At 68.2% G+C, this 19715-nt stretch carries 22 protein-coding genes; 13 read left to right on the top strand and 9 right to left on the bottom strand.

Features of this window, described 5'->3' with window-relative positions; genetic code table 11:
• Both ON29_RS15945 and ON29_RS15950 read right to left on the bottom strand, forming a co-directional pair.
• Window positions 1–428 (bottom strand): histidine phosphatase family protein (locus ON29_RS15945; protein WP_040867098.1); only part of this gene is annotated, 428 nt, incomplete at its 3' end.
• A 151-nt stretch (window positions 429–579) separates the two neighbouring features.
• Entirely contained in the window at window positions 580–1614 is a 1035-nt protein-coding gene (locus tag ON29_RS15950) for a hypothetical protein (protein WP_040867099.1), read from the bottom strand.
• A gap of 386 nt (window positions 1615–2000) precedes the next feature.
• On the opposite strand from ON29_RS15950, the gene ON29_RS15955 reads away from it, so the two are divergent.
• From ON29_RS15955 to ON29_RS15970, 4 genes are all read left to right on the top strand, one after another.
• Window positions 2001–2525, top strand: a complete 525-nt coding sequence (locus ON29_RS15955) for a P-loop nucleotide/nucleoside kinase family protein (RefSeq protein WP_083863583.1) — start codon at window positions 2001–2003, stop codon at window positions 2523–2525.
• A 361-nt stretch (window positions 2526–2886) separates the two neighbouring features.
• Window positions 2887–3606, top strand: coding sequence for a metal-dependent hydrolase (locus ON29_RS15960; RefSeq protein WP_245548977.1), 720 nt, complete (start codon window positions 2887–2889; stop codon window positions 3604–3606).
• Between the two features lie 317 nt (window positions 3607–3923).
• Window positions 3924–4922: an SMP-30/gluconolactonase/LRE family protein gene (locus tag ON29_RS15965; RefSeq protein WP_245548978.1), complete on the top strand. Its 999-nt coding sequence runs from the start codon at window positions 3924–3926 to the stop codon at window positions 4920–4922.
• A 45-nt stretch (window positions 4923–4967) separates the two neighbouring features.
• On the top strand, window positions 4968–6218 hold the full coding sequence (locus tag ON29_RS15970; protein ID WP_051175272.1) for a lipase family alpha/beta hydrolase: 1251 nt from the start codon (window positions 4968–4970) through the stop codon (window positions 6216–6218).
• A 46-nt stretch (window positions 6219–6264) separates the two neighbouring features.
• Here the strand turns inward: ON29_RS15970 and ON29_RS15975 are convergent, their stop codons facing one another.
• The gene (locus tag ON29_RS15975; RefSeq protein WP_085994890.1) at window positions 6265–7356 is read right to left on the bottom strand and encodes a hypothetical protein; all 1092 of its coding nucleotides are present in this window, start codon (window positions 7354–7356) and stop codon (window positions 6265–6267) included.
• Window positions 7357–7457: 101 nt separating this feature from the next.
• Here ON29_RS15975 and ON29_RS15980 point away from each other — a divergent pair, with 101 nt between their 5' ends.
• The 4 genes from ON29_RS15980 to ON29_RS15995 all read left to right on the top strand — a co-directional run bounded on the left by ON29_RS15980 (window position 7458) and on the right by ON29_RS15995 (window position 11963).
• The gene (locus tag ON29_RS15980) at window positions 7458–8255 is read left to right on the top strand and encodes a HugZ family pyridoxamine 5'-phosphate oxidase (RefSeq protein ID WP_040867101.1); all 798 of its coding nucleotides are present in this window, start codon (window positions 7458–7460) and stop codon (window positions 8253–8255) included.
• Window positions 8256–8337: 82 nt separating this feature from the next.
• Window positions 8338–9657, top strand: a complete 1320-nt coding sequence (locus tag ON29_RS15985) for a family 1 glycosylhydrolase (protein ID WP_040867102.1) — start codon at window positions 8338–8340, stop codon at window positions 9655–9657.
• 116 nt (window positions 9658–9773) lie between these two features.
• On the top strand, window positions 9774–10601 hold the full coding sequence (prcB, locus tag ON29_RS15990; RefSeq protein WP_040867122.1) for a proteasome subunit beta: 828 nt from the start codon (window positions 9774–9776) through the stop codon (window positions 10599–10601).
• Window positions 10602–11159: 558 nt separating this feature from the next.
• A complete protein-coding gene (locus ON29_RS15995) occupies window positions 11160–11963 on the top strand; it encodes a hypothetical protein (RefSeq protein ID WP_040867103.1) in 804 nt (267 codons plus the stop codon).
• A gap of 134 nt (window positions 11964–12097) precedes the next feature.
• Here ON29_RS15995 and ON29_RS16000 read toward each other — a convergent pair whose 3' ends face one another.
• Together ON29_RS16000 and ON29_RS36460 are read right to left on the bottom strand one after the other, a co-directional pair.
• Entirely contained in the window at window positions 12098–13396 is a 1299-nt protein-coding gene (locus tag ON29_RS16000) for an NtaA/DmoA family FMN-dependent monooxygenase (RefSeq protein ID WP_040867106.1), read from the bottom strand.
• An 83-nt stretch (window positions 13397–13479) separates the two neighbouring features.
• Window positions 13480–13650 (bottom strand): hypothetical protein, encoded by a 171-nt coding sequence (locus ON29_RS36460; RefSeq protein WP_169332581.1) that lies wholly within the window; start codon window positions 13648–13650, stop codon window positions 13480–13482.
• A 182-nt stretch (window positions 13651–13832) separates the two neighbouring features.
• Between ON29_RS36460 and ON29_RS16005 the strand changes: the two genes are divergently transcribed.
• Window positions 13833–14096 (top strand): hypothetical protein, encoded by a 264-nt coding sequence (locus ON29_RS16005; RefSeq protein ID WP_040867107.1) that lies wholly within the window; start codon window positions 13833–13835, stop codon window positions 14094–14096.
• Between the two features lie 32 nt (window positions 14097–14128).
• On the opposite strand, the gene ON29_RS36605 is transcribed toward ON29_RS16005, so the two are convergent.
• Window positions 14129–14767: a TetR family transcriptional regulator gene (locus tag ON29_RS36605; protein WP_051175273.1), complete on the bottom strand. Its 639-nt coding sequence runs from the start codon at window positions 14765–14767 to the stop codon at window positions 14129–14131.
• A 165-nt stretch (window positions 14768–14932) separates the two neighbouring features.
• Between ON29_RS36605 and ON29_RS16015 the strand changes: the two genes are divergently transcribed.
• Window positions 14933–15436, top strand: coding sequence for a VOC family protein (locus tag ON29_RS16015; RefSeq protein ID WP_040867108.1), 504 nt, complete (start codon window positions 14933–14935; stop codon window positions 15434–15436).
• Between the two features lie 147 nt (window positions 15437–15583).
• Complete coding sequence (locus ON29_RS16020; protein WP_040867109.1) at window positions 15584–16459, top strand: TIGR03619 family F420-dependent LLM class oxidoreductase; 876 nt, start codon at window positions 15584–15586, stop codon at window positions 16457–16459.
• Here ON29_RS16020 and ON29_RS16025 read toward each other — a convergent pair.
• The 3 genes from ON29_RS16025 to ON29_RS16035 all read right to left on the bottom strand — a co-directional run bounded on the left by ON29_RS16025 (window position 16437) and on the right by ON29_RS16035 (window position 18851).
• Window positions 16437–17330: a fructosamine kinase family protein gene (locus tag ON29_RS16025; RefSeq protein ID WP_051175274.1), complete on the bottom strand. Its 894-nt coding sequence runs from the start codon at window positions 17328–17330 to the stop codon at window positions 16437–16439. The two genes, ON29_RS16020 and ON29_RS16025, sit on opposite strands and share 23 nt — an antisense overlap.
• On the bottom strand, window positions 17327–18106 hold the full coding sequence (locus tag ON29_RS16030; protein WP_040867110.1) for a helix-turn-helix domain-containing protein: 780 nt from the start codon (window positions 18104–18106) through the stop codon (window positions 17327–17329). The genes ON29_RS16025 and ON29_RS16030 overlap by 4 nt, the downstream gene beginning before the upstream one ends.
• 121 nt (window positions 18107–18227) lie before the next feature.
• Complete coding sequence (locus ON29_RS16035) at window positions 18228–18851, bottom strand: hypothetical protein (protein ID WP_040867112.1); 624 nt, start codon at window positions 18849–18851, stop codon at window positions 18228–18230.
• A 166-nt stretch (window positions 18852–19017) separates the two neighbouring features.
• Here ON29_RS16035 and ON29_RS16040 point away from each other — a divergent pair, with 166 nt between their 5' ends.
• The gene (locus tag ON29_RS16040) at window positions 19018–19407 is read left to right on the top strand and encodes an inorganic diphosphatase (protein WP_085994891.1); all 390 of its coding nucleotides are present in this window, start codon (window positions 19018–19020) and stop codon (window positions 19405–19407) included.
• Between the two features lie 173 nt (window positions 19408–19580).
• A partial coding sequence (locus tag ON29_RS37115; protein WP_245548979.1) for a DUF6480 family protein occupies window positions 19581–19715 on the top strand: 135 nt, incomplete at its 3' end.

The raw sequence follows: 19715 nt of genomic DNA on the forward strand, positions 1-19715 counted from the left end.
TCGGTCATCAACTCACGCACACACGCCTCCACACGGGTCGCGACCTCACGCCGCGTCTCCGCCCCAGGGATAGGACCGCGATGGTCGAGCCGATCATGATCCGGCGCGGGGACCTGGCGCTGCGCGAGCCATGCGTTCGGTCGACCGCCCGCCTCCCCGAAGCTGATCTCCCGCAGCCGCTGATCCGCCGCAACCGGAACGCCGAGCGCGGCCGCCAGAATCTGCGCGGTCTCGGTGCACCGAGCCAGATCCGACGTGGTGATCCGCACCGGCCGCATCGCTCCCTCACGCCGTCGCACCAACTCCGCTGCCACAAGGTGGGCGTCGCGCCGACCGCGCGGCGTCAACTCCGAGTCATACCATCCACCGACCAGATCATGTTCGGTGTGCTCCGCGTGCGGGTGACTCACGACGTACAGGTCCTGCATGCAACTCCCCCTGATTCGATATCGCGCGCCCAGGATCGCGCGCCCAGGCACCCTTGCCGACCCCACTGTATTGCGGTCGGACCGAATCTCGGATTCCGGTCTCGGCGCCGGACCCAACCCCGAACGTGGTCCGGCGCCGAGGTCTTCGAACTCAGGCCAAGATCTCCGCCAGCTCCGCGTGCAGATCGAACAGAGCGGGAATCTGATCCGCCGGACGGCGTCCCATACCGCACTCGGTGGCGATGCCGAACGCGGTGACCGCGGAACGGGCGGCTTCGATGCGCTCCAACGCCCCCGCACGGCCGTCGGTGGCGTGCACCAAGCCCAGGTACAGGTCGGTTTCGGGGGCGAGGACGAGGTCGGCGAGTGGCTTGAAATAGTCGGCGTCGGTACGTGAGCGTGGGACCGGCAGGTGGAGCCAGTTGACCGGCCGGTCCAGCCCGGCCACGATCCGGGCGGCGACAGCCGCCAGCCGGCTGGTGTCAGTGGGCTCCGTGAAATGACGGTGACCGAAATCGCCGTAGCAGAGGTGATAGCCGAGTTCGACCGCTTCGGGCACCGCGGCACCCAGCCGGACGAGCCGCTGCCCCACTTCGTCGAGCTGTGTCGCGTAGTCCGACCCGAACCATGAAGGGAAGATCCCCTCGAAGATGGCGAACTCGACCGCGGCATCCCATTGCACCGCGAGGTCTTCGGCCGGGATCGCCGCCACGATGGCGGCGAGTTCGTCGAGCAGGCGCGCCTCGTATCTGCGTTCCAACTCCCCCTGCGGTCCCGCGACGAATGCCCCGATCACCGCGATAGGGGTCGGCAAGCTCACCTGGAACCGGATGCCCGCCGGGATCGTCCCCTCCCCGCGCAGCTGCCGGAACACCCGCCAGGAGTCCAGAGCTGCCTCCGCGTAGCCAAGCGGACCGAAGTCGATCGACGCCGCGTCCACGCCGGGCTTGGGCTGCACCCGTTCGCTCGGCCCGTACTCCGGGCTCGGCGGCGGAACCGTTTCCAGGTCGGGATGCGCCTGCATCTTCGGCAGCTGCCACACCACCCAGTTGTCCCGGATCCCGGTCTCACCGTCCGGGATGCGTTTCAAGTGCGGACCGATCCGCCGCGCCGCTTCAGAGAAGACCGTCCGCGCATCCGTCAACGGGACACTGCCGCACAGATGAACTCCGCGCCCCTCACCCACCGCAACCTCCTACACATGGCCTACCGCTGATCGAGCCGACCTGCTCGAAACCAGACATTTGCCACATCAATCCCCGAAACTCGGAGTTAGAGCGGGCAATCGATCAGGTCGTACTACGCGATGCAGCGTAGGCGCGCAGTGATCGCCCAGATCCCCAGTTCTGGGAAACATCCAGCGATCGGTTCACCGGCGGGGCACCGGCAAGGCGACTCCCCCGTCCCCCGGGCCGAACCGAATCGTTCAGAGGTCTTGCCGACCATGCTGTCGGGCAACAAGAATCACGACCTGACGGTCGAACCTCCGGCGGTCACCGCTGTACGTCATTCGCAGAGCCCGGCATTCACGGGCCGCTCAGGAGGTCGTGTCACATCTGCGAGCTACTCATCATGGTCAACGGCCTCCCAGGCTCGGGCAAGTCGACATTGGCCGCGCCCCTCGCACGGGAACTCGGCGCGCACTTGATTTCCAAAGACCTGATCAAGGAAGCTCTGGATTCCGGGCTCGACGACAGCACTGTGCTGCCGAACATCGGCGCGATCGCGATGGAGGCGGGGTGGGCGCTCGCCGCCGCACTACCCGGCGTGGTCCTGGTCGACTCCTGGTGGTTCAAGCCGCGCGACAGGCGCTATGCCGCCACCGGGCTCGCGATTTCCGGCGCAACACGCGCGGTGGAGGTCTGGTGCGCGGTGCCCTCCGAGGTTGCCCGCGCGCGATTTCGCGGCCGCACGCGCGCCGATCTCTACCGGGACGATGCACATCTGGCGCAGGATTGGGATCGATGGGCGCGATTGGCCGAACCTCTCGCGCTCGCTCCGGTCGTCATTGTCGACACCACCGCTCCGATCGACTGTCCGGAACTCGCACGCCGGGTGATGGCCGCGGCGACAGTCGCCATCGGCGACGTCCTCTAGCGAGATCATCTGTTATCCAGATTGCCCCGGACTACCGGGGCTGCCCCCGGCTCTATGCTTCTTTTGGATGGGTTGGATTCTTCGGGCTACGTGCTGACAGGTGTTATGTATGTATAGATATGCATAGGAGCGTACCGCCATCTTTCTTCGGTTCGGCTGGGATGCGGGACTTTGATGAAACAGTCAGCGACTGGTCAGCTTCGATGGCACCTTGCCACATCTTCGCGCCTGAGCTTTACGGGCGCCGCACCGCACCAGCACTCCCCTAGTTCATCACAGTCGAGGAAAGCCTCCGCACCAGGCTGCTCCCCCGCGCGACAACGGCATTCGCGAACCCATAGCAAGCTGAACTAACGTTCGAATGGTGCTTGGACATTCACATGCGACCAGTGGCGCGTTGGCCTGGTCGGCGGCAGTGGCGACGCTGCCGGTAACGATCTTGACGTTTCCGGCTCTCCAGGATGCGACGGGACATCTCGGTACCGTCGATCTGCTGCTGGGGGTCTTTCTCACCGCCGGGGCCGCGTTGCTGCCCGATGCGGACCACCCCCAGGGCACGATCTCGCACGCCCTCGGTCCGATCACGCACACTGCGTGCAAGCTGATCTCCTGGGTCTCGGGCGGCCATCGCGGTGCCACCCACTCCTTGGCATTCGTCGCGGCCGTCGCCTACGGCACCTGGGCCGGCGAGCACTGGCTCGGACGCTGGTTCACCCTGAGCCTGGTCTTCTTCCTCCTGGCCCTGGCCGTGCGCGCACTACATCTGTGCCCGTCCGGCAACAACTTCAAGGCGTGGGGTCCGATCGTGGCGCTCGCCTCCGCGGGCACCTTCGCGATGGAGCATTGGATCGCCGACAAGCCGGTCTGGTTGCCGTTCGCGGTGGGGCTGGGCGCACTGGCCCATCTGATCGGCGACTGCCTCACCGAGCGTGGCTGCCGCCTGTTCTGGCCCTTCGACCTCCGCGTCAGCCTTCCCCTCATCGATCGCACCGGGAACAAGGTCGAAACCTTCATCGTGGCACCATTGTTCACGCTCGGCACACTGGCCATCCTCTGGTACACCATCACGCACCAGCCCTGATACCTCGGCGCTGCTGTCCAGGCGTTGCCTGTCCCGACTCCGGCGAGGAAGTCGCGACACACCACTGGCAGCAGCGCGACCCCGGGCGAACCCGCTTCACGTAGCTCACCGCCGGATCCGTTTCCTCGCCCCTTCCTCTCCTTGCTGGTTTTAAGCGTTGGGGAGCTGGGCGGGGCCGGTGGGAGTTACATTGTTAGATGAGCATATCTACGTAAGCTGATGGTTGATAGCCTCGACAACCACTTCCGCCGAAGCGGGCTCGCCTGCCCGGCATCGTTTCCCCCGGAACTCCGCACTCACGGGGCTACCCTGATGCCATGCTCGCCTCGACCATGCAGCCGCAGCGGTGGACGCCGCCGCCCTCCCCTGCTCGGGCACGTCAAAGCCGCAGTGCCCCTCCCCTTCCGGGAGTACGGCGTCTCGAATTGCCCGGCGCCGGACCGGAGGATGTGGTGCTCTCCCCCGACGGCAGGATCATCGCGGGCGTAGCGGGCGGTGCGATTCTCAGCATCGATCCGGCGACCGGAGACGTACGAGAACTCGCCAACACCGGCGGGCGCCCGCTCGGTCTGCATGCCGACGCCGATGGACGTCTGCTGATCTGCGATTTCGAGCGTGGACTGCTGGAGCTGGACACTTCGGGCGCGCTGACCGTACTGGTGGACGAGATCGACGGGGAGCGACTCCGATTCGCCAGCAACGTCGTGCGCGATCCCGATAGCACGATCTACTTCTCCGCGTCGTCGCGCCGGTACTCACTCGACGAGTACATGGGCGACATTCTGGAGCACTCCGGTACCGGTCGCTTGTTCCGGCGAGATCCCGCGGGCAAGGTGGAAACGCTCATTCACGATCTGCAGTTCGCCAACGGCGTCGTCCTCGCGCCCGATCGTTCCAGTGTCGTCGTCGCGGAGACCGGCGGCTACCGGCTCACGCGCTATTGGCTCACCGGCCCGAAGGCGGGCACGCAGGAACGGTTGATCGAGAATCTGCCGGGTTTCCCCGACAACCTGGGGCTCGGCAGCGACGGCCTGATCTGGATCACCCTTCCTTCGCCGCGAAATCCGCTGCTGGACCGCCTCCTTCCACTTCCGGGCATTCTGCGGCGCATCGTGTGGACGCTGCCGGAGTGGGTGCAGCCGAAGCCGGCGCGGACGGTGTGGGTGATGGCGGTCGATTTCGAGGGTGAAGTCGTGCACGACCTCCAGATGGAGGGCACCGATTATTCGATGGTGACCGGCGTGGTCGAGCAGGACGGTGTGCTGTATCTGGGCAGCCTCACCGAGCGGGCGGTGGCCGTGTCGCGAGTGCCGTAGGACTCCTCAGCCCAATTTTTCAGTGCACACTTGTACACTCATGCCATGACGGAAGAGGCGAGCCGACGGCAAGCGGAGGTCAGGGCGCTGGCCCGGCTGGCCGGTGACGAACTCGGCGGAGCGGTCGATGGGATCGCGGCCGTGCACCGCGCGATCGCGCGGCGAGTGTTCGCGGCCGTGCGCTGGGGCGTCGGCCCGGCGGCGGCTCCGGTCGAGCTGATGCACGACGCGATCGCCGAGAGTGTCTATCGTGTGGTCAGCGGATCGGCGGTGGCGGCGGGCATGGTCGCCGAACGGACCGCGGATCTGCCGGGGGCCGCGCCGTCACGCACGGTGTACGGGTCTGGTTTGCTCGCCGCGGTGCAGGGACTCATCGGTGACGAGCTCGAGCGGGAGCGACCGATTCTGGCCGGGCCGATGACCTTCCGGATCGACGGCGCTCCCGTGCCCGCCGAGCTGGTCGGTGCGCGTGTGCGGCGACCGGGTGCGCATATCGTGGTTTTCCTGCACGGGTTGGTGGAGACCGAGCACGGGTGGCGGTTGGGCGGCGGGCCGACTTATGCCGAGCGATTGGAGTCCGATACGGGCTGCACGGCGTTACAGGTCCGGTACAACAGCGGTCTGCACATCTCGGAGAACGCGGCACAGTTCAGCGAACTGATGCAATGCCTGGTCGAGCGGTGGCCGGTGCCGGTGGAACGGGTTTCGCTGGTGGGTCATTCGATGGGCGGGCTGGTCGCGCGGGGCGCGTGTTTCGTGGCGAGCGAAACCGGGGTGCCGTGGGTGGGGCTGGTGCGGCAGGTGGTGTGTCTTGGTTCACCCCATATGGGCGCGCCGCTGGAGCAGTTGGTGCACTACGCGTCGGCGGCGCTGGTGCGGTTGCCGGAGACCCGGCCGTTCGGGCGGCTGTTGCGTCGTCGCAGCGCAGGCATTCGTGATCTTCGGGATGGCTCGTTGGTTGACGAGGATTGGCGGGATCTGGATGCCGACGCGTTGCGCCGCCGGGTGATCCGCGAGGTGCCGCTGCTGAAAAGTGCGGAGCACTATTTCGTCACGGCTACCGTCACGCGCAGTCCGCGGCATCCGCTGGGCCGCGTGATCGGTGACGGGCTGGTTCTGACACCGAGCGGCGGCGGGCGGAACCGGACGCGTCGGATCGGCTTCGACGTGGACAAGGGGATGCATCTCGCGTCGGCGCATCACTTCACGTTGCTCAATCATGATGCGGTCTACCGCGCGCTGCGCACCTGGTTGGCTTCGGAAGCGGCGGCGGTTTCCGGCGAAGTGTCCTGCTGAGCGATCCTCGGGCGGGACAGGGCGCGGCCGTGTCCCGCCCGGGCGTTCAGAGGAGGTCTTCGGGGTCGGCGTCGGCTTCGAGGCGCACGTCTTCGGCGAAGTGGGATTCGGGGTCGGCGTGGTCGGTGTTGGCGGCGTAGAGCAGCAGGCAGCCGCGAATGCCGTCGAGGAGGTCTTCCAGGAGGTCGAGGGCGGGGCGGGCGGGGTCGAGGCGGCTGATGCGGAAGCCGGTGAGCATCGCCTCGCGGGTGTCGGCGTCGACGCCGAAGCGGTGGGCTTGGGTTTCGATTTCGGCGACGCGGGCGACGAGGCTCCACGGGGCGGGGACGCGGCCTTCGTGCACGGCCATCGCTTCGGCGATCAGTTCGAGGACGACTTCGGTGGGGGTGTCGCCCGCGGCGAGTCGTTCGAGCACGAGGGTGGGGGTCTCGACTTGGAGTGCTTCGATGTCGTCGGCTTCGGCGACGACATCGGTGGTGGGTACGCTCGCGGCCTCTCCGGCGACTTCGGCGGCGGCGTAGAGCCAGTGCGCGGCGGCGACGGAGGCGGAGGCGGGGTCGAGTTCGGTGAACAGTTCGATGCTGCCGAGCGGGTCGGCGCGCAGGAGTGCGTCGGCGGCGTGGACCTGGGCCGGGGAGACGTCGGGGCGGGACAGTTCGACGGCTTGGCGGGCGCGGCCGGAGAGGTCGCCGCGTTCGGCGGATTCGATGGCTTCCTGTTCGGTGCGTACTTCGGCGGCGATGGTGTCGAGCAGGGCGTCGTCGTCGATGTCGTGCAGGGTGCGTCCGATGCGGTGGGCGGATTCGACGACGCCGCTGTAGGAGACGAGCAGTCCTTCGTCGGTGGGCAGATGGGGGCTGCGCAGTCCGGCTTCGACTTCTTTGAAGTTCCGGCGTTCTTCGGCGCGGCGCCATGCTTCGCTGTTGGGGACGTCGGGGTCGCCCGCGGCGCTGGCCGGGTGGGTGTAGGTGCGCCATTGGAACCGCGAGAGGGTGGTGAGGTTCGACGCCAGATCGGTTGCCTGGTCCTTGGTCACCTGCGGGGGCAGGGTGGCCACCGTCTGGGCGAGGTCGCCTCGTCCGGTCGCCCAGGTGGCGACGAGGGCGGCGCGGTCGGCGTCGAATGCGTATCTGGTCACTGGGCAAGTCTGGTCGATCGGCGGCGGATGCGCTCGGTCAATTGCTTCGCTCGTGGGAGGTTGTGCGGCGTTTCGCCTGGACGCGCTGGAAGGATGGGGGCATGACTGTCGATCATGGTGCTCCTGGTGACGGGCCTTCGGTGCCGCCGCCGCTGGCGCCGGTGTTGTCTCCGGCTCGACCTTCGGCTGCGGAGGAGGCGAGAACCATTGCGGCGTCGGTGAATACCGCGACGCTGGCGAGTTCGGCCGAGGATGGTTCGCCGTGGGCGTCGTTGGTGACGTATGGGTTGGTGGCGGGGCAGCCGGTGTTGTGTGTGTCGCGGCTGGCCGAGCACGGGCGCAATCTGGCCGCGGACGGGCGGGCGAGCTTGGCGATGGTGGCGCCGGATCCGCCTGCGGACCCGTTGGCGGGGGCGCGGATCACGCTGTCGGGTGTGGTGGAGCGGCCGGTGGGTGGGGAGGCGGTCGCGGCGAGGGAGGCGTATCTGGCGGCGGTGGCGGCGGGGCGGATGTACATCGACTACAGCGATTTCTCGTTGTGGGTGTTGCGGGTGCGGCGGGTGCGCTGGGTCGGCGGGTATGGGCGGATGGATTCGGCGAGTGCGGAGGAGTATGCGGCGGCGGAGCCGGATCCGGTGATTCCGGTGGCGGCTCGGGCGGTGGCGCATCTCAACGATGATCATGCCGAGGCGTTGCTGGCGATGGCGCGGCGGTTGGGCGGGTACCCGGATGCCACGGGGGCGAGTTGTGAGCGTGCCGATCGATACGGTTTGGATTTGCGGGTGGTGACGCCGCGGGGTGTGGCTCGCACCAGGGTCGGGTACGCGGAGCGGATCAACGCGGTCGAGGAGTTGCGGGCGGCGACGGTGGAGTTGGCGCGGCGGTCGCGGATGGCGTGAGCGCGGATCGTGACGGTTGTGCGACCGGCGACACGCGATTTCCTGCCCGGGCAGCCAGCAATCTGGCAGCTACGCTACGGCGATGCGTACACGCACTCACCGGCGCGGGTTCGCCGCGCTGTCGGCTGCCGCGGCGGTGCTGATGGCTTCGGGTGTTTCCGCTGCTCAGCCGAGTCTGGTGCTGCCTGCGTTCGATGCGGAGTTCCTGTGGGGTGTGGCGTCGTCGGGGTTCCAGTCCGAAGGTCATGCGCCGGACAGCAACTGGTCGCGTTTCATCGCGGCGGGTGGGACGGCGGATCCGTATCGGGATTCGGTGGACTTCGCGCGCCGCTATTTCTCCGATATCGATCTGGCGGCGCGTCTGGGGGTGCGGGTCTATCGGGTGGGCATCGAGTGGGCGCGGCTGCAACCGGCGCCGCATGCCTGGGATGAGGCGGCGTTCGGGTTCTACGACAATGTGATCGCGCGGATTCTGGCGGCGGGGATGCGGCCGATGCTGACCTTGGATCACTGGGTGTATCCGGGGTGGGCGTTGGATCGGGGCGGGTGGCGTAACCCGGGCATGGTCGAGGATTGGCTGGCGAACATGCGCAAGGTGGTGGGCCGGTATGCCTCGCGTGATCCGCTGTGGGTGACGTTCAACGAGCCTGCCGCGTATGTCGGCACGGAGTTGCGGACGGGTGGGATCGGTGTCGACGAGGCGCCGGTGATGCTGGATCGGATCGCGCTGGCGCACAACGAGATCTACGACGTCATCCACGGTTATCGGCCGGATGCGCAGGTGACCAGCAATCTGGGCTATGTGGCCGGTGCGGAGACGGAGGTGAATCAGCCGATCGTGGATCGGATCTCGGCGAAGCTGGATTTCATCGGTGTGGATTATTACTTCGCTCCGCTGCCGCAGACGGGTGAGTCGGCGCAGGGCGGTGCGGAGGGAGGCCCTGCGATGTGGGAGCTGCCGGTGCATCCGGAGGGTATCTACTACGCGTTGCGGCATTACGCGCGCCAGTTCCCCGGGCGTCCGCTGTATGTGGTGGAGAACGGTCTTCCGACGGAGAACGGGCAGGTTCGTCCGGATGGGTACAGCCGCGCCGATCATCTGCGGGACACGGTGTATTGGCTGCAGCGGGCGAAGGCCGACGGGATGAATGTCATCGGTTACAACTATTGGAGTCTGACGGACAACTACGAGTGGGGTTCGTACGCGCCGCGTTTCGGGCTCTACACGGTCGATGTGCTGACCGATCCGACGTTGGCGCGCCGCCCGACCGACGCGGTCGATGCGTATGTCCGGCTGATCCGCGCGGGTGGGGTGGGGCCGGATTATCAGCCGACGCGGGCTCCGCTCCCCTGTGTCCGGATCGATGCGCCCGACACCTGCGCCGGGGACGACCCGGCGTAGGGCCGCGGGTGGGCGGATGCCGGTTGTGGCCTAGCGGTGGTGGTGTTCCGGTAACGTCGGCGGGAGTGCACGTGTCGCGTTCGCGGGTGGGGCAGCGTCCGCCCGGAAAGGTGATCATGACGACCGATAGTCACCTGCCGCTCGGTTTGCAGTACCCGGCGGCGTCCTTCTCGGAATTTCTGCGCCGGTACGCGCCGCGGTTGTTGCCCGATGTGGGTTTCGAGGCGGGCGGCGGTGTGGACAGCGCCGCGGCGCACGGGACGACGATCGTCGCGATCAGTTATCGCGGTGGTGTGCTGGTGGCCGGTGACCGCCGGGGCACGATGGGGCATCTGGTGGCGACGCGGGATATGCGGAAGGTCTTCGTCACCGACACCTATTCGGCGGCCGGTTTCGCGGGCACGGTCGGGATGGCGTTGGAGATGATCCGGTTGTTCGCGGTGGAGCTCGAGCATTACGAGAAGATCGAAGGGGCTCCGCTGACGTTCGACGGCAAGGCCACGAAGTTGTCGGCGATGGTGCGCGCGAATCTGCCCGCGGCGTTGCAGGACATGGCGGTGATTCCGGTGCTGGTCGGTTATGACCTGGACGCTGCCGAGCCGCAGCGGGCGGGGCGGATCGTGTCGTACGACGCGGTGGGTGGCCGGCAGGAGGAGCGTTTCGGTTACACGGCGGTCGGTTCGGGGTCGGTGTTCGCGAGGTCGTCGTTGAAGAAGACCTATCACCGCGATATCGATGAGCAGGCGGCGTTGCGTCTTGCGGTGGAGGCGCTGTTCGACGCGGCCGATGACGATACGGCGACGGGTGGCCCGGATCTGCTGCGCGATCTCTATCCCACCGCGGTGCTGGTCGATGCCGAGGGCGCGGTCGAGGTTCCGGCGGAGCGCCTGGCGGAGATCGCCCGTGGGGTCGCCGACGCGCGGGCGGCGGCGGAAGGACGCTGAGCGGCGGCGGGTCGTGGTCTCGACCCGCTACGGGTGGGTGCTGATCGAAATACGGTCCGGCACCGCGTTTTCCATTTTTCGGATGTTTCACCGGATGTGGTGCAGGTTTGTGACCGACGTCGCAGTGTGCACTTGTTAGGCCTGTCACAGCAATTCGGTTGCGCCGGGCAAGTAATTGTCGCGGCGAAACCGTGAAGGCCGAGTTCAACGCTGTGCGCGAAATGTTACTCACCGGTTGGGTCACTCTGCGGTCGGATGCGGCGGGAGCTGCGGTGATGCGTGGGACATCGATCACGCTTGCCCGGTGTCGCCGCGGTGCTTACGGTGAATTCCGTCGATGGCCGATGACGCCCGATCGAATTTCATCTCATTGATGTGCCGCGTTTTCCACCCTTCAGGCAATTTAATTGTTATTGCTTTGGGCGGCAGCGGAATTCATGCGGCACCGGCGAAACTGGAGCAATGGTACAAGCAACCCCCTGGCAGGCAACCGAAGCGCGACACCGCCGGAGCCGTGGCTCCGGACGCCCGGCACGAAGCGCGACGCCACCACGGGGAGTGGACTGGGGCTTCTTGTTCGCCGCGGCCACGAATGCGGTGACGTTCGCCCTGCTGTTCCAGCCGTGGCTGTCGGCGTCGGGTTCGGGCGGCGAGGCGCGTTCGGACGCGTTCGGCCGGGTCACCGGTGTCACCAACGGTTTCGACGAGTGGTCGGTGTCGAAATTCCGTGAGATGAACATCAGCGGCGCCTGGGGCCTGCTGGCCGCCGCCGCGGCGGTCGTCACCGTGTTCGCCGCGGTCGCGCAGGTGCGGTCGCGCTCCCGTGCGCTCGCCGCTTTGGTGATGGGATCCAGTGTGGCCGTGACGGTTCTGGTGCTCATCTGCTTGCTGTACCTGGATGCCAAGGGGCCGGAGTTGCGGACGCTGATCGATCCGGGTGAAGGTTTCGGTTCGGGGTGGCTGCGCCGGATCTTCGACGAGGACGGCACGGCCGTTTCGGGCGCCGGTGAGCAGCGGATGGCAGGCGCCGGACTGACCTCCGTGGCGTTGCTCGCCGGGGTGCTGAGTTCCGCCGCCGCGGTGGCCGCCGTCGCGCAGGGCGCCCGTCGTTACGGACTCGGCACGATGCGGGCATTGTCCTGGCTGGTGACGCCGCTGCCGAGCGAGACAACGCCGCCTCCGGCGGCCGCGGAGGCGCCCCGTCCGGTCGCGCAGCCGACGCCGGATGCCGCCGAGCGGGTGCTGTGGGACGAGTTGGTCTTCGACGACGACCTCATCGCCAACGTCACCTGGGTGCGGAATACGAACCCGCCGGGGAGCGGAACCTCGGCTCACCGTTCGGCGCCGGTGCTCACCCGGTAGCGGTCGACGGCTCGCCTGTCCCGCGGCTGTGCTCGCGTCCGGACGGCCACAACGCGCGGGATCAGGCCCACCACCTCGATGGCGAAAATGCTGCGGGCTCGTCTCGCCGAGGGGTGTGGCTGCGCCTCGGGCGGTCAGTCCGGTAGCGGGGGAAGTTCCAAGTTTTCACGGAAGGTCGCGCCGACGTAGTCGGAGCCGACGATGCCGCGGCGGCGTAGTTCCGGCAGCAGTCCGTTGACGACGAAGTCGCGGGTGCGTTCGTCGGCGAGTCCGCCGAGGGAGATCACGTCGAGGACGCCCGCGTCGTAGCGTTCTTCGATCGCGTCGGCGAGTTGCTCGGGTGTTCCGACGGCCGCCCAGTGGCCGGTGTCCTTGGCGGCGATGATGAGCTCGCGCAGTGTTTTTCCCGATCGGGCGAAGGTGCTGAAGATCTCCACGCGGCCGCGTCTGCGCTGCACGGACGTCACGTCGGGCAGCAGGCTCTCCGGCAGGGGCTTGTCCAGCGGTAGGCCGGACAGGTCGACGCCGCCGCCGAGCATGTCGGCGAGGGCGGCTCGCCCGGCCTCGAAGTCGGTGGCCTCCGCTTGTTCCCGCGCCAGGCGCCTGGCTTCGGATTCCGTGGCGCCGTAGGTGGCGTGGAAGGAACTCATGATCAACGGCAGGCCGTCGGCGCGGCCGAGTTCGTTCGCGCGGGCGCGGATGCGCTTGGTGTAGGTCACCGCGTCTTCGAGGGTCGGTAGCGAGGTGAAGACCACTTCGGCGAACCGCGCGCCCAGTTCGATGCCGCCGGCCGACTGCCCCGCCTGGAACTGGACCGGCCTGCGCTGCGGCAGGGGCGGGATGTTCAGCGGCCCGCGCACGGTGAAGTACCGGCCGGTGTGCTCGATGGGCCGCACTCGGGTGGGGTCCAGGATCGCGCCACCGTGCCCGTCGGCGCTCAGGGCGCCTGGCCGCCAGCTGTCGAACAGGGCGTTGACCACCTCGAGGGATTCGGTGGCGCGGGCATAGCGGTCTTCGGGGCTCGGCAGTTCCTGGTCGCCGTAGTTCTCCTCGCCCACCGAGGAGGTGACGGCGTTCCAGGCCGCGCGGCCGTTGCTGATGTGGTCGAGGGTGCCGAAGAGCCGGGCGAGATTGTAGGGGTGGTGGAAGGTGGTGGTCACCGTCGCGATGAGCCCGACGTGCGAGGTCACAGCGCTCAACGCGGACAGGAAGATCAGTGGTTCCTGCGCGCCGATCGCACCCTGCGCACCGAAACTCAGGAGGTCGGCGGCAAACAGAGCGTCGAACTTGTGACGCTCGGCGATCTTGGCGACCTCGATCGATGACGCGACCGTGGTCGCGTCCGGATCGATGGCCGCCGCGTACACGCTGACCGCGCCGCTGACTCCCGTGACGGTCTTCAGCGGCCGCCGCCGCCCACCAGCATTGCCCATTGCGGCGACGCTACCGGCGCACACCGGCGAGGTAACGGTTTGCGATCAGCGAGATGTTTTCCGCGCGAGCGGGATCCGAAGTGTCATGCCCGCTCCGGCTGGTCGCCGGCGGTGGGTGGTTGCGCGCGCGGCACCCGGACCACGCCGGTGTCGAGATCGATGTCGAACCGCGGCGTGTAGGCCTGTCCGTCGCTGTCCTCGCTGCCCTCGTGGGTCAGCTTCTTACCTGGGAACAGCTCCCCGATGACGCCCATACGATCACGATACGCCGGGAGCGGGATGGCGAGTCGCCACGCGATAGCCAAGAGACGGTTCCCTTTCGGCACCTGTGGGGCAGGGGCTCGGCTAGCATCAGTTTGCTCCGATCGGCCGAGGACCGCGGCACGGGGAGTACTGGGCGACCGACACCGTAATCGAACGACAGATCGGCCACCGCATGGAACAAGACGCCGACCTCGCCCAGGCCCGGGTCTTCTTGGAGTTGCTCACCCGGCGAGCCCAGACATTGGCGCGGGATATCGAATTCTCCTACCGCGGCGACCCCGCCGCACGCCACGAGTTGCACAGCGAGTTGTGTGCCGTGCGCCGCTTCATCGACCGGTTGCACCGCAGATTCCCGGAAGCGGCGCAGCCGCAAGCCGATCGGCATCCGGCCGCTGTCCCGGCGAACCGCGTCGGGGCGCGGCGGACGTGGGGTTGAGGCGGCCGTGCCGGTATCCGGTCGCGCCGGTGTCAGCGGCGCGGGGCGGCGGCTGGGTGGTCGTGGACGGGCACGGTGAGCATGGCGACGATCATGTCCACGATTTCCGCGGCGTCTCCGGGGTGGGCGGTGCGGACGCCCGATTCCAGGGTGCGCTCGTAGTCGGCGATCAACGCGAACATGACGGTGGCCATCGTCTCCAGGCGCTGTCTGCGCAGGCGCCGCGGCAGCCCGGTCAGCGCGGCGTCCAGGCGGGTGGTGATGATGCGGACGGCGGCGCGGTCGGCGCCCGCGAGGCGGTGGGCGTCCGCCACCACGGGGTGGGTGCGCACGACGTCCAGGAACCGGCCCAGATGGGTCACCCGGTCGTGGCCGAGCAGTTCTAGGATCGGGGTGGCGAGCATGGCGACGAGGGTGTTCACGTCGTTGGCGCGGCCGTCGGCTTCGTGGGCGGCCAGCAACTGCATGCGGCGCTGTTCGAGCCGGTTCATCCGTCGCTCGACGATGGCTTCGATCAGTCCGGTGCGCGATTCGAAGTAGTAGTGCACCGCGGAGTTGTTGCGCTGACCGGCGGCGGCGGCGATGTCGCGCAACGGCACGTCGACGCCGCGTTCGGCGATGAGGCGTTCCCCGGCGTCGAGCAAGGCGGCGCGCGATTCGTCGCTCGGCATATCCGCACTGTACTAAACACGAGCCTTGACGATGTTAAACACAGATGATTAATTGAACGGCGTGGATGATGTGGCGGTGGTCACCGGTGCCGCGGTCGTGGCCGCCGACGTGGTGGCTGCCCACCGATGGTGTCCGGGCCCGATGAGCCGCCTCGGGGGCCGGGGATGATCACCGGCGGCCCGATCTTTCAACTGTGCTGGGTGGTGGCCGATCTGGCCGCGGCCACTCGGGCGTTCGGCACTCGGTACGGAGTCGGCGACTGGTTCACCATCCCGGAGGTCCGTTTCGGGCCCGATACCGCCGAACTGCGCGGGGCACCCGCCGATTACACGATCGGCGTGGCGCTCGGTTACGCGGGCGGTCAGCAACTGGAGCTGATCGAGCCGCGTGGCGGGGTGAGCCTGTATTCCGAGCACCTGGCACGTTCCGGTCCCGGCCTGCATCACGCCGCCTGGGTGCCCGACGACTACGACGCCGCGCTCGCCGAGGCCACGCGGGCCGGCGTCGAGATCGCCGCGCGGGGCAGGTTCGAGGGCGTCGGGATGGAGTTCGCCTACCTCGACGGTGGGCCGATCGGCTCGTACATCGAACTGCTGCGGCTCTCGCGGGAGATGAGGGCGATGTTCGACCACCTGATTCCGGAAGGCTTCACCAACCCATGGCAGTAGGCGGTGATCCACCGGGCGGCCTCGACACCATCGAGGCCGTCCGGTTCCGCTTGCGGCAGTTCCTCTCACGTCTCGGCGCCGGCCCATCCCCGGGCACCGGCGCCGGGACCCGCGCGGCGCGCTGTACGCGCCAGGAAGGCGAGCACCATGCGCTTCACCTACGCCGAGACGATGACCGATCCGTCGTATTATCTCGCTCTCGCCAAAGCCGCCGAGGAGGCCGGCTACACCTCCATGGCGGTCGCCGACAGCGTGGCCTATCCGAAGGAGTCCGACGCGAAGTATCCCTACACCCCCGACGGCAGCCGCGAATTCCTGGAGGACAAACCGTTCGTGGAGGCGTTCGTGCTCAGCGCGGCGATGGCGGCGGTCACCACCACGTTGCGTTTCACGCCGTTCGTGCTGAAGCTGCCGATCCGGCCGCCCGTGCTGGTGGCCAAGCAGGCCGCCTCGGTCGCCGCGCTGAGCGGCAACCGGTTCGGGCTGGGCGTCGGCATCAGCCCCTGGCCGGATGATTTCGAGATCATGGGGGTGCCGTTCGACAAGCGCGGCGCGCGGATGGACGAGTGCATCGATATCGTGCGCGGGCTCTCGGCGGGCGGCTACTTCGAATACCACGGGCAGTTCTACGACATTCCGCCGATCAAGATCAGCCCGGTGCCGACCGAACCGGTGCCGATCCTCATCGGCGGGCACAGCAAGCCCGCGTTGCGCCGGGCCGCGCAGCGCGGCGACGGGTGGATGCACGCCGGTGGCGACGGCGCCGAACTGGACCGGCTGCTGGCCGAATTGGATGTCCTGCGCGCGGAGTACGGCACCCGCAAGGATTTCGAGGTGCATGTGATCTCGCTGGACGGGTTCACCGTCGACGGCATCAAACGCCTCGAGGACAAAGGGGTCACCGACGTGATCGTCGGCTTCCGGCTGCCCTACACCACCGAGCAGGACACCGAGCCGCTGGAGACGAAGATCGCCAACCTGTCGCGCTTCGCGGAGAAGGTCATCGCGCGGGTCGGCGGGTAGGCCGGGACGCGAGCGCCGCGGTGGCCGCGGCGAGGGTCTGCGCGCGGTAGCCCTCGCCGAACAGCGCGAGGTGCACCAGCAGCGGGTGCAGTTGATGCAGCGGCGTGCGGGTTCGCCAACCGTCGGCGAGCGGATGGGTCTCGTGGTAGGCGGCCTGGATGCGGTCCAGGTGCGGAATGCCGAAAAGGGCGAGCATGGCCAGGTCGGTCTCGCGGTGGCCGGCGTGCGCGGCGGGATCGATGAGCATCGCCCGTTTCCGGGTCCACAGGACGTTGCCCGACCACAGATCGCCGTGGATGCGAGCCGGTGGTTCGGCGGGCCCGGCCAGGTCATCGATGCGATCGATGACGCGCTCGATCAGGCGTGTTCCGTCTTCGCCGAGATGCGGGGCCGCCCGGGCGAGGTAGGGAATGAGGCGATATTCGGCGTACCACCGCGCCCACGGTCCGCTGGTCGGGGTGTTGGGCAGGGGCAGGCTCGCGATCCAGCCCTCCCACGGCGCACCGAACCGCTCGGCTCGGTGGGTGTGCAGGGTGGCCAGTTCGCGACCGAATCGCTCGGCGGCCGCGGGGGTCGGGCCGGTTTCCTCCAGCCAGGGCAGTACCAGCATCCGGTCGTCGACGGCCAGCACCTCCGGCACCATGGCATGGTTGCCGTCGCCGGCCGGGCCGGGCGCGGTGTCTCGCAGCCAGGTCAGACCCGCCGCTTCCGCCGCGAAGACGGGTGTCGGCTCGGCCGTCGCCTTCACGAACAGCGCTCGGCCGTCGGCCGTTTCGGCGCGGTGCAGTGTCCACGCGTGATGGGCGCCGAGGTCGGTGACGGTGCGCACGGGCACGGTCAGCAGCGCCGACAGGTGGGCCGCGCGGCTCACCGGGTGCCCGCGGTGAGCCGTTTCATGGTGTCCTCGTCGGCGGGGAAGAACGACTCGATGGCCAGTTCGGCGACGGTGACGTTCATCGGGGTGCCGAACACCGTGGTGACGCTGAGAAACGACAGCTCGTTCCCGTCGTGGTCGATCCGCAGCGGGACCACCGCCTGGTCGGGTTCGGGCACGGCGAGTTCCACTTCGCCGCCGGGATAGGACCGCAGCTCCTCGAGCAGGTCGGCCAGGTCCCGGGACCCGGTGACCTCGGCTTGGCGCGCCAAGCGGGCGAAGATGTGGCCGCGCCACTCGGCGAGGTTGCGGATGCGGCCTGCCATGCCGTCGGGGTGCAGGCTCAGGCGCAGAGCGTTCACCGGCGGTGTCACCAGTGCCGGATCGATGCCCGCGATGAGCACGGACACGCCGCTGTTGGCGTCGACCATCGTCCAGTTCTGGTCGATGGCCAGCGCGGGATAGGGCTCGTGACCGGCGAGGATCTGGCGCATGGCGCCGCGAACGGCGTCCATCGCGGGGGTGTCCAGGCCGGGTTGCGCGTAGGCGGGGGCGTAGCCCGCGGCCAGCAGGAGGCGGTTGCGCTCGCGCAACGGGATCTCCAGATGCTCGGACAGGTGCACGATCATGGTGCGGCTCGGGGTGGCGCGCCCGGTTTCGATGAAGCTCAGATGCCGCGCCGAGGTGTCGGCCCGTCCGGCCAGTTCCAGCTGGCTCAGCCTGCGTTCCAGACGCCAATGTCGCAGCAGGTCACCTGCCGTTGGGGTACTCACGCCCCGATCCTACGAACGGGCGGGGGGCGTGGCCATTACCTCTCGGGTAATGACGACTATCTCTGCGCGGCACGCGGATACCCGGCCGGAAGGCTCGTTTTCCGGCCGGACGTCCGTGCTTTCAGGCCATCTCGGGTACGCGCAGGTGCGCGAAGGCCAGATCGAACTCCCCCACCTCCAGGACGTTGGCGCCCACCCGGTGGGTCGCCGTGGCCCTGATCTGATTGGTCTGCTCGCGGCTGTCGTCCATCGCCTGCCGGTTCTCCCACACGGTCGCCCCCACCGCTCGGCCGCTGTCGCGGTCGATGAACAGGCTCGCGCTGCAGAATCCGTCGAGCATCTCCGTCTGCGGCAGCACTTCCGTCTTGAACATGTCGGCCAGCCGGTCGACCTGGGCCGGATCGACCTGGACCCAGGTGCAGCGGGTGCAGGCATCGTTGCCTGCCGGGTGGTCACGGTGCATCACCGCGATCTCCCACTCCTCCACGCGCTCGGCTCGCCCGCCGAGGCGCCGGGCCATGCCCTCACGCAGTTGCTGGACGCGTCCTCTGCTGGCACGCAACGCCTCCTCGTTCTCCCAGGAAGTCGTGGCGATGCAGCGTCCCGTCGACCGGTCGGCCATCAAGGACAAACCGACCCACCCCTGGATCTCGGACAGATTCGGCATCAGTTCATCGCGCAGATATGCGAGCCCGTCGTCAATCGATGATGGTCGCGCCGCGATGATGCTGGAACGTGCGTACACGGGCCACCTCCTGCCCTGTCAGGGTGGCGCCCCGGTGGCGCCACCGGACATAATTCACCTTCCTCCAGGCCACGCCCGCACGCAATGCCCGCACCCGTGGACGCAGTGCCTGTCCGTATGGGCGGTCCTCCCCGACGGCCCGATCGAGCTGCCGTAGCCTAGGTCGATGACCGACCGGGGGATGCTCGAGGATTCGGAGTCGCTGCGCTTGGCGCGCCTATTCCTCGGCGGGACGGTGGATCTGGTCATCGACCGTCCCTACGGGAGCCGTCACCCGCGGTGCGGTTTCCGCTACTTCGCCAACTACGGCTACGTGCCGCTCACCCGTGCTCCCGATGGGCAGGAGCTCGACGCCTACTATCTCGGACCGTCCGAACCGCTGGTTTTCGCGCGTGGGCGTTGCGTCGCGATCGTCCACCGGCTCTACGACGATGACGACAAACTGGTCGTCGTCCCGCCGGGCGGTCCCGTCCCGGACGACGCGGCGATCGATGCGGCGGTCGCGTTCCAGGAGACCGCCGGGCACTATGTCCTCGTGCGGAACGGCCGGCGATAGCTGGACGCGTGCCGATTGGGCGCGCGGATACCGGGTAGGTCCCGGGCATGGAACTGTTGGTGATTCTCGCGCTCGCGGTGCTGGTCGGCGCCGTGATCCTGTATCGGAAGAGGACCGGTAAACGGCCCGGCGCACCCGAGGTGCCGGGCAACGACGGCGAATAGGGAGCGGCTATGAGTGCGATGGACCCCGATCCCGCGAAAACCCCCGATCTGGAACCGGGCGGCGGGGTGGCGCCGGGCGCGACCCCGCCGGACACCCCGCAGACCTCAGGGCTGTCGGCGCCGGAGCCCAGCACCAGCCGTCAC

It is taken from the genome of Nocardia exalbida NBRC 100660 (genome assembly GCF_000308575.1).
Lineage (GTDB): Bacteria > Actinomycetota > Actinomycetes > Mycobacteriales > Mycobacteriaceae > Nocardia > Nocardia exalbida.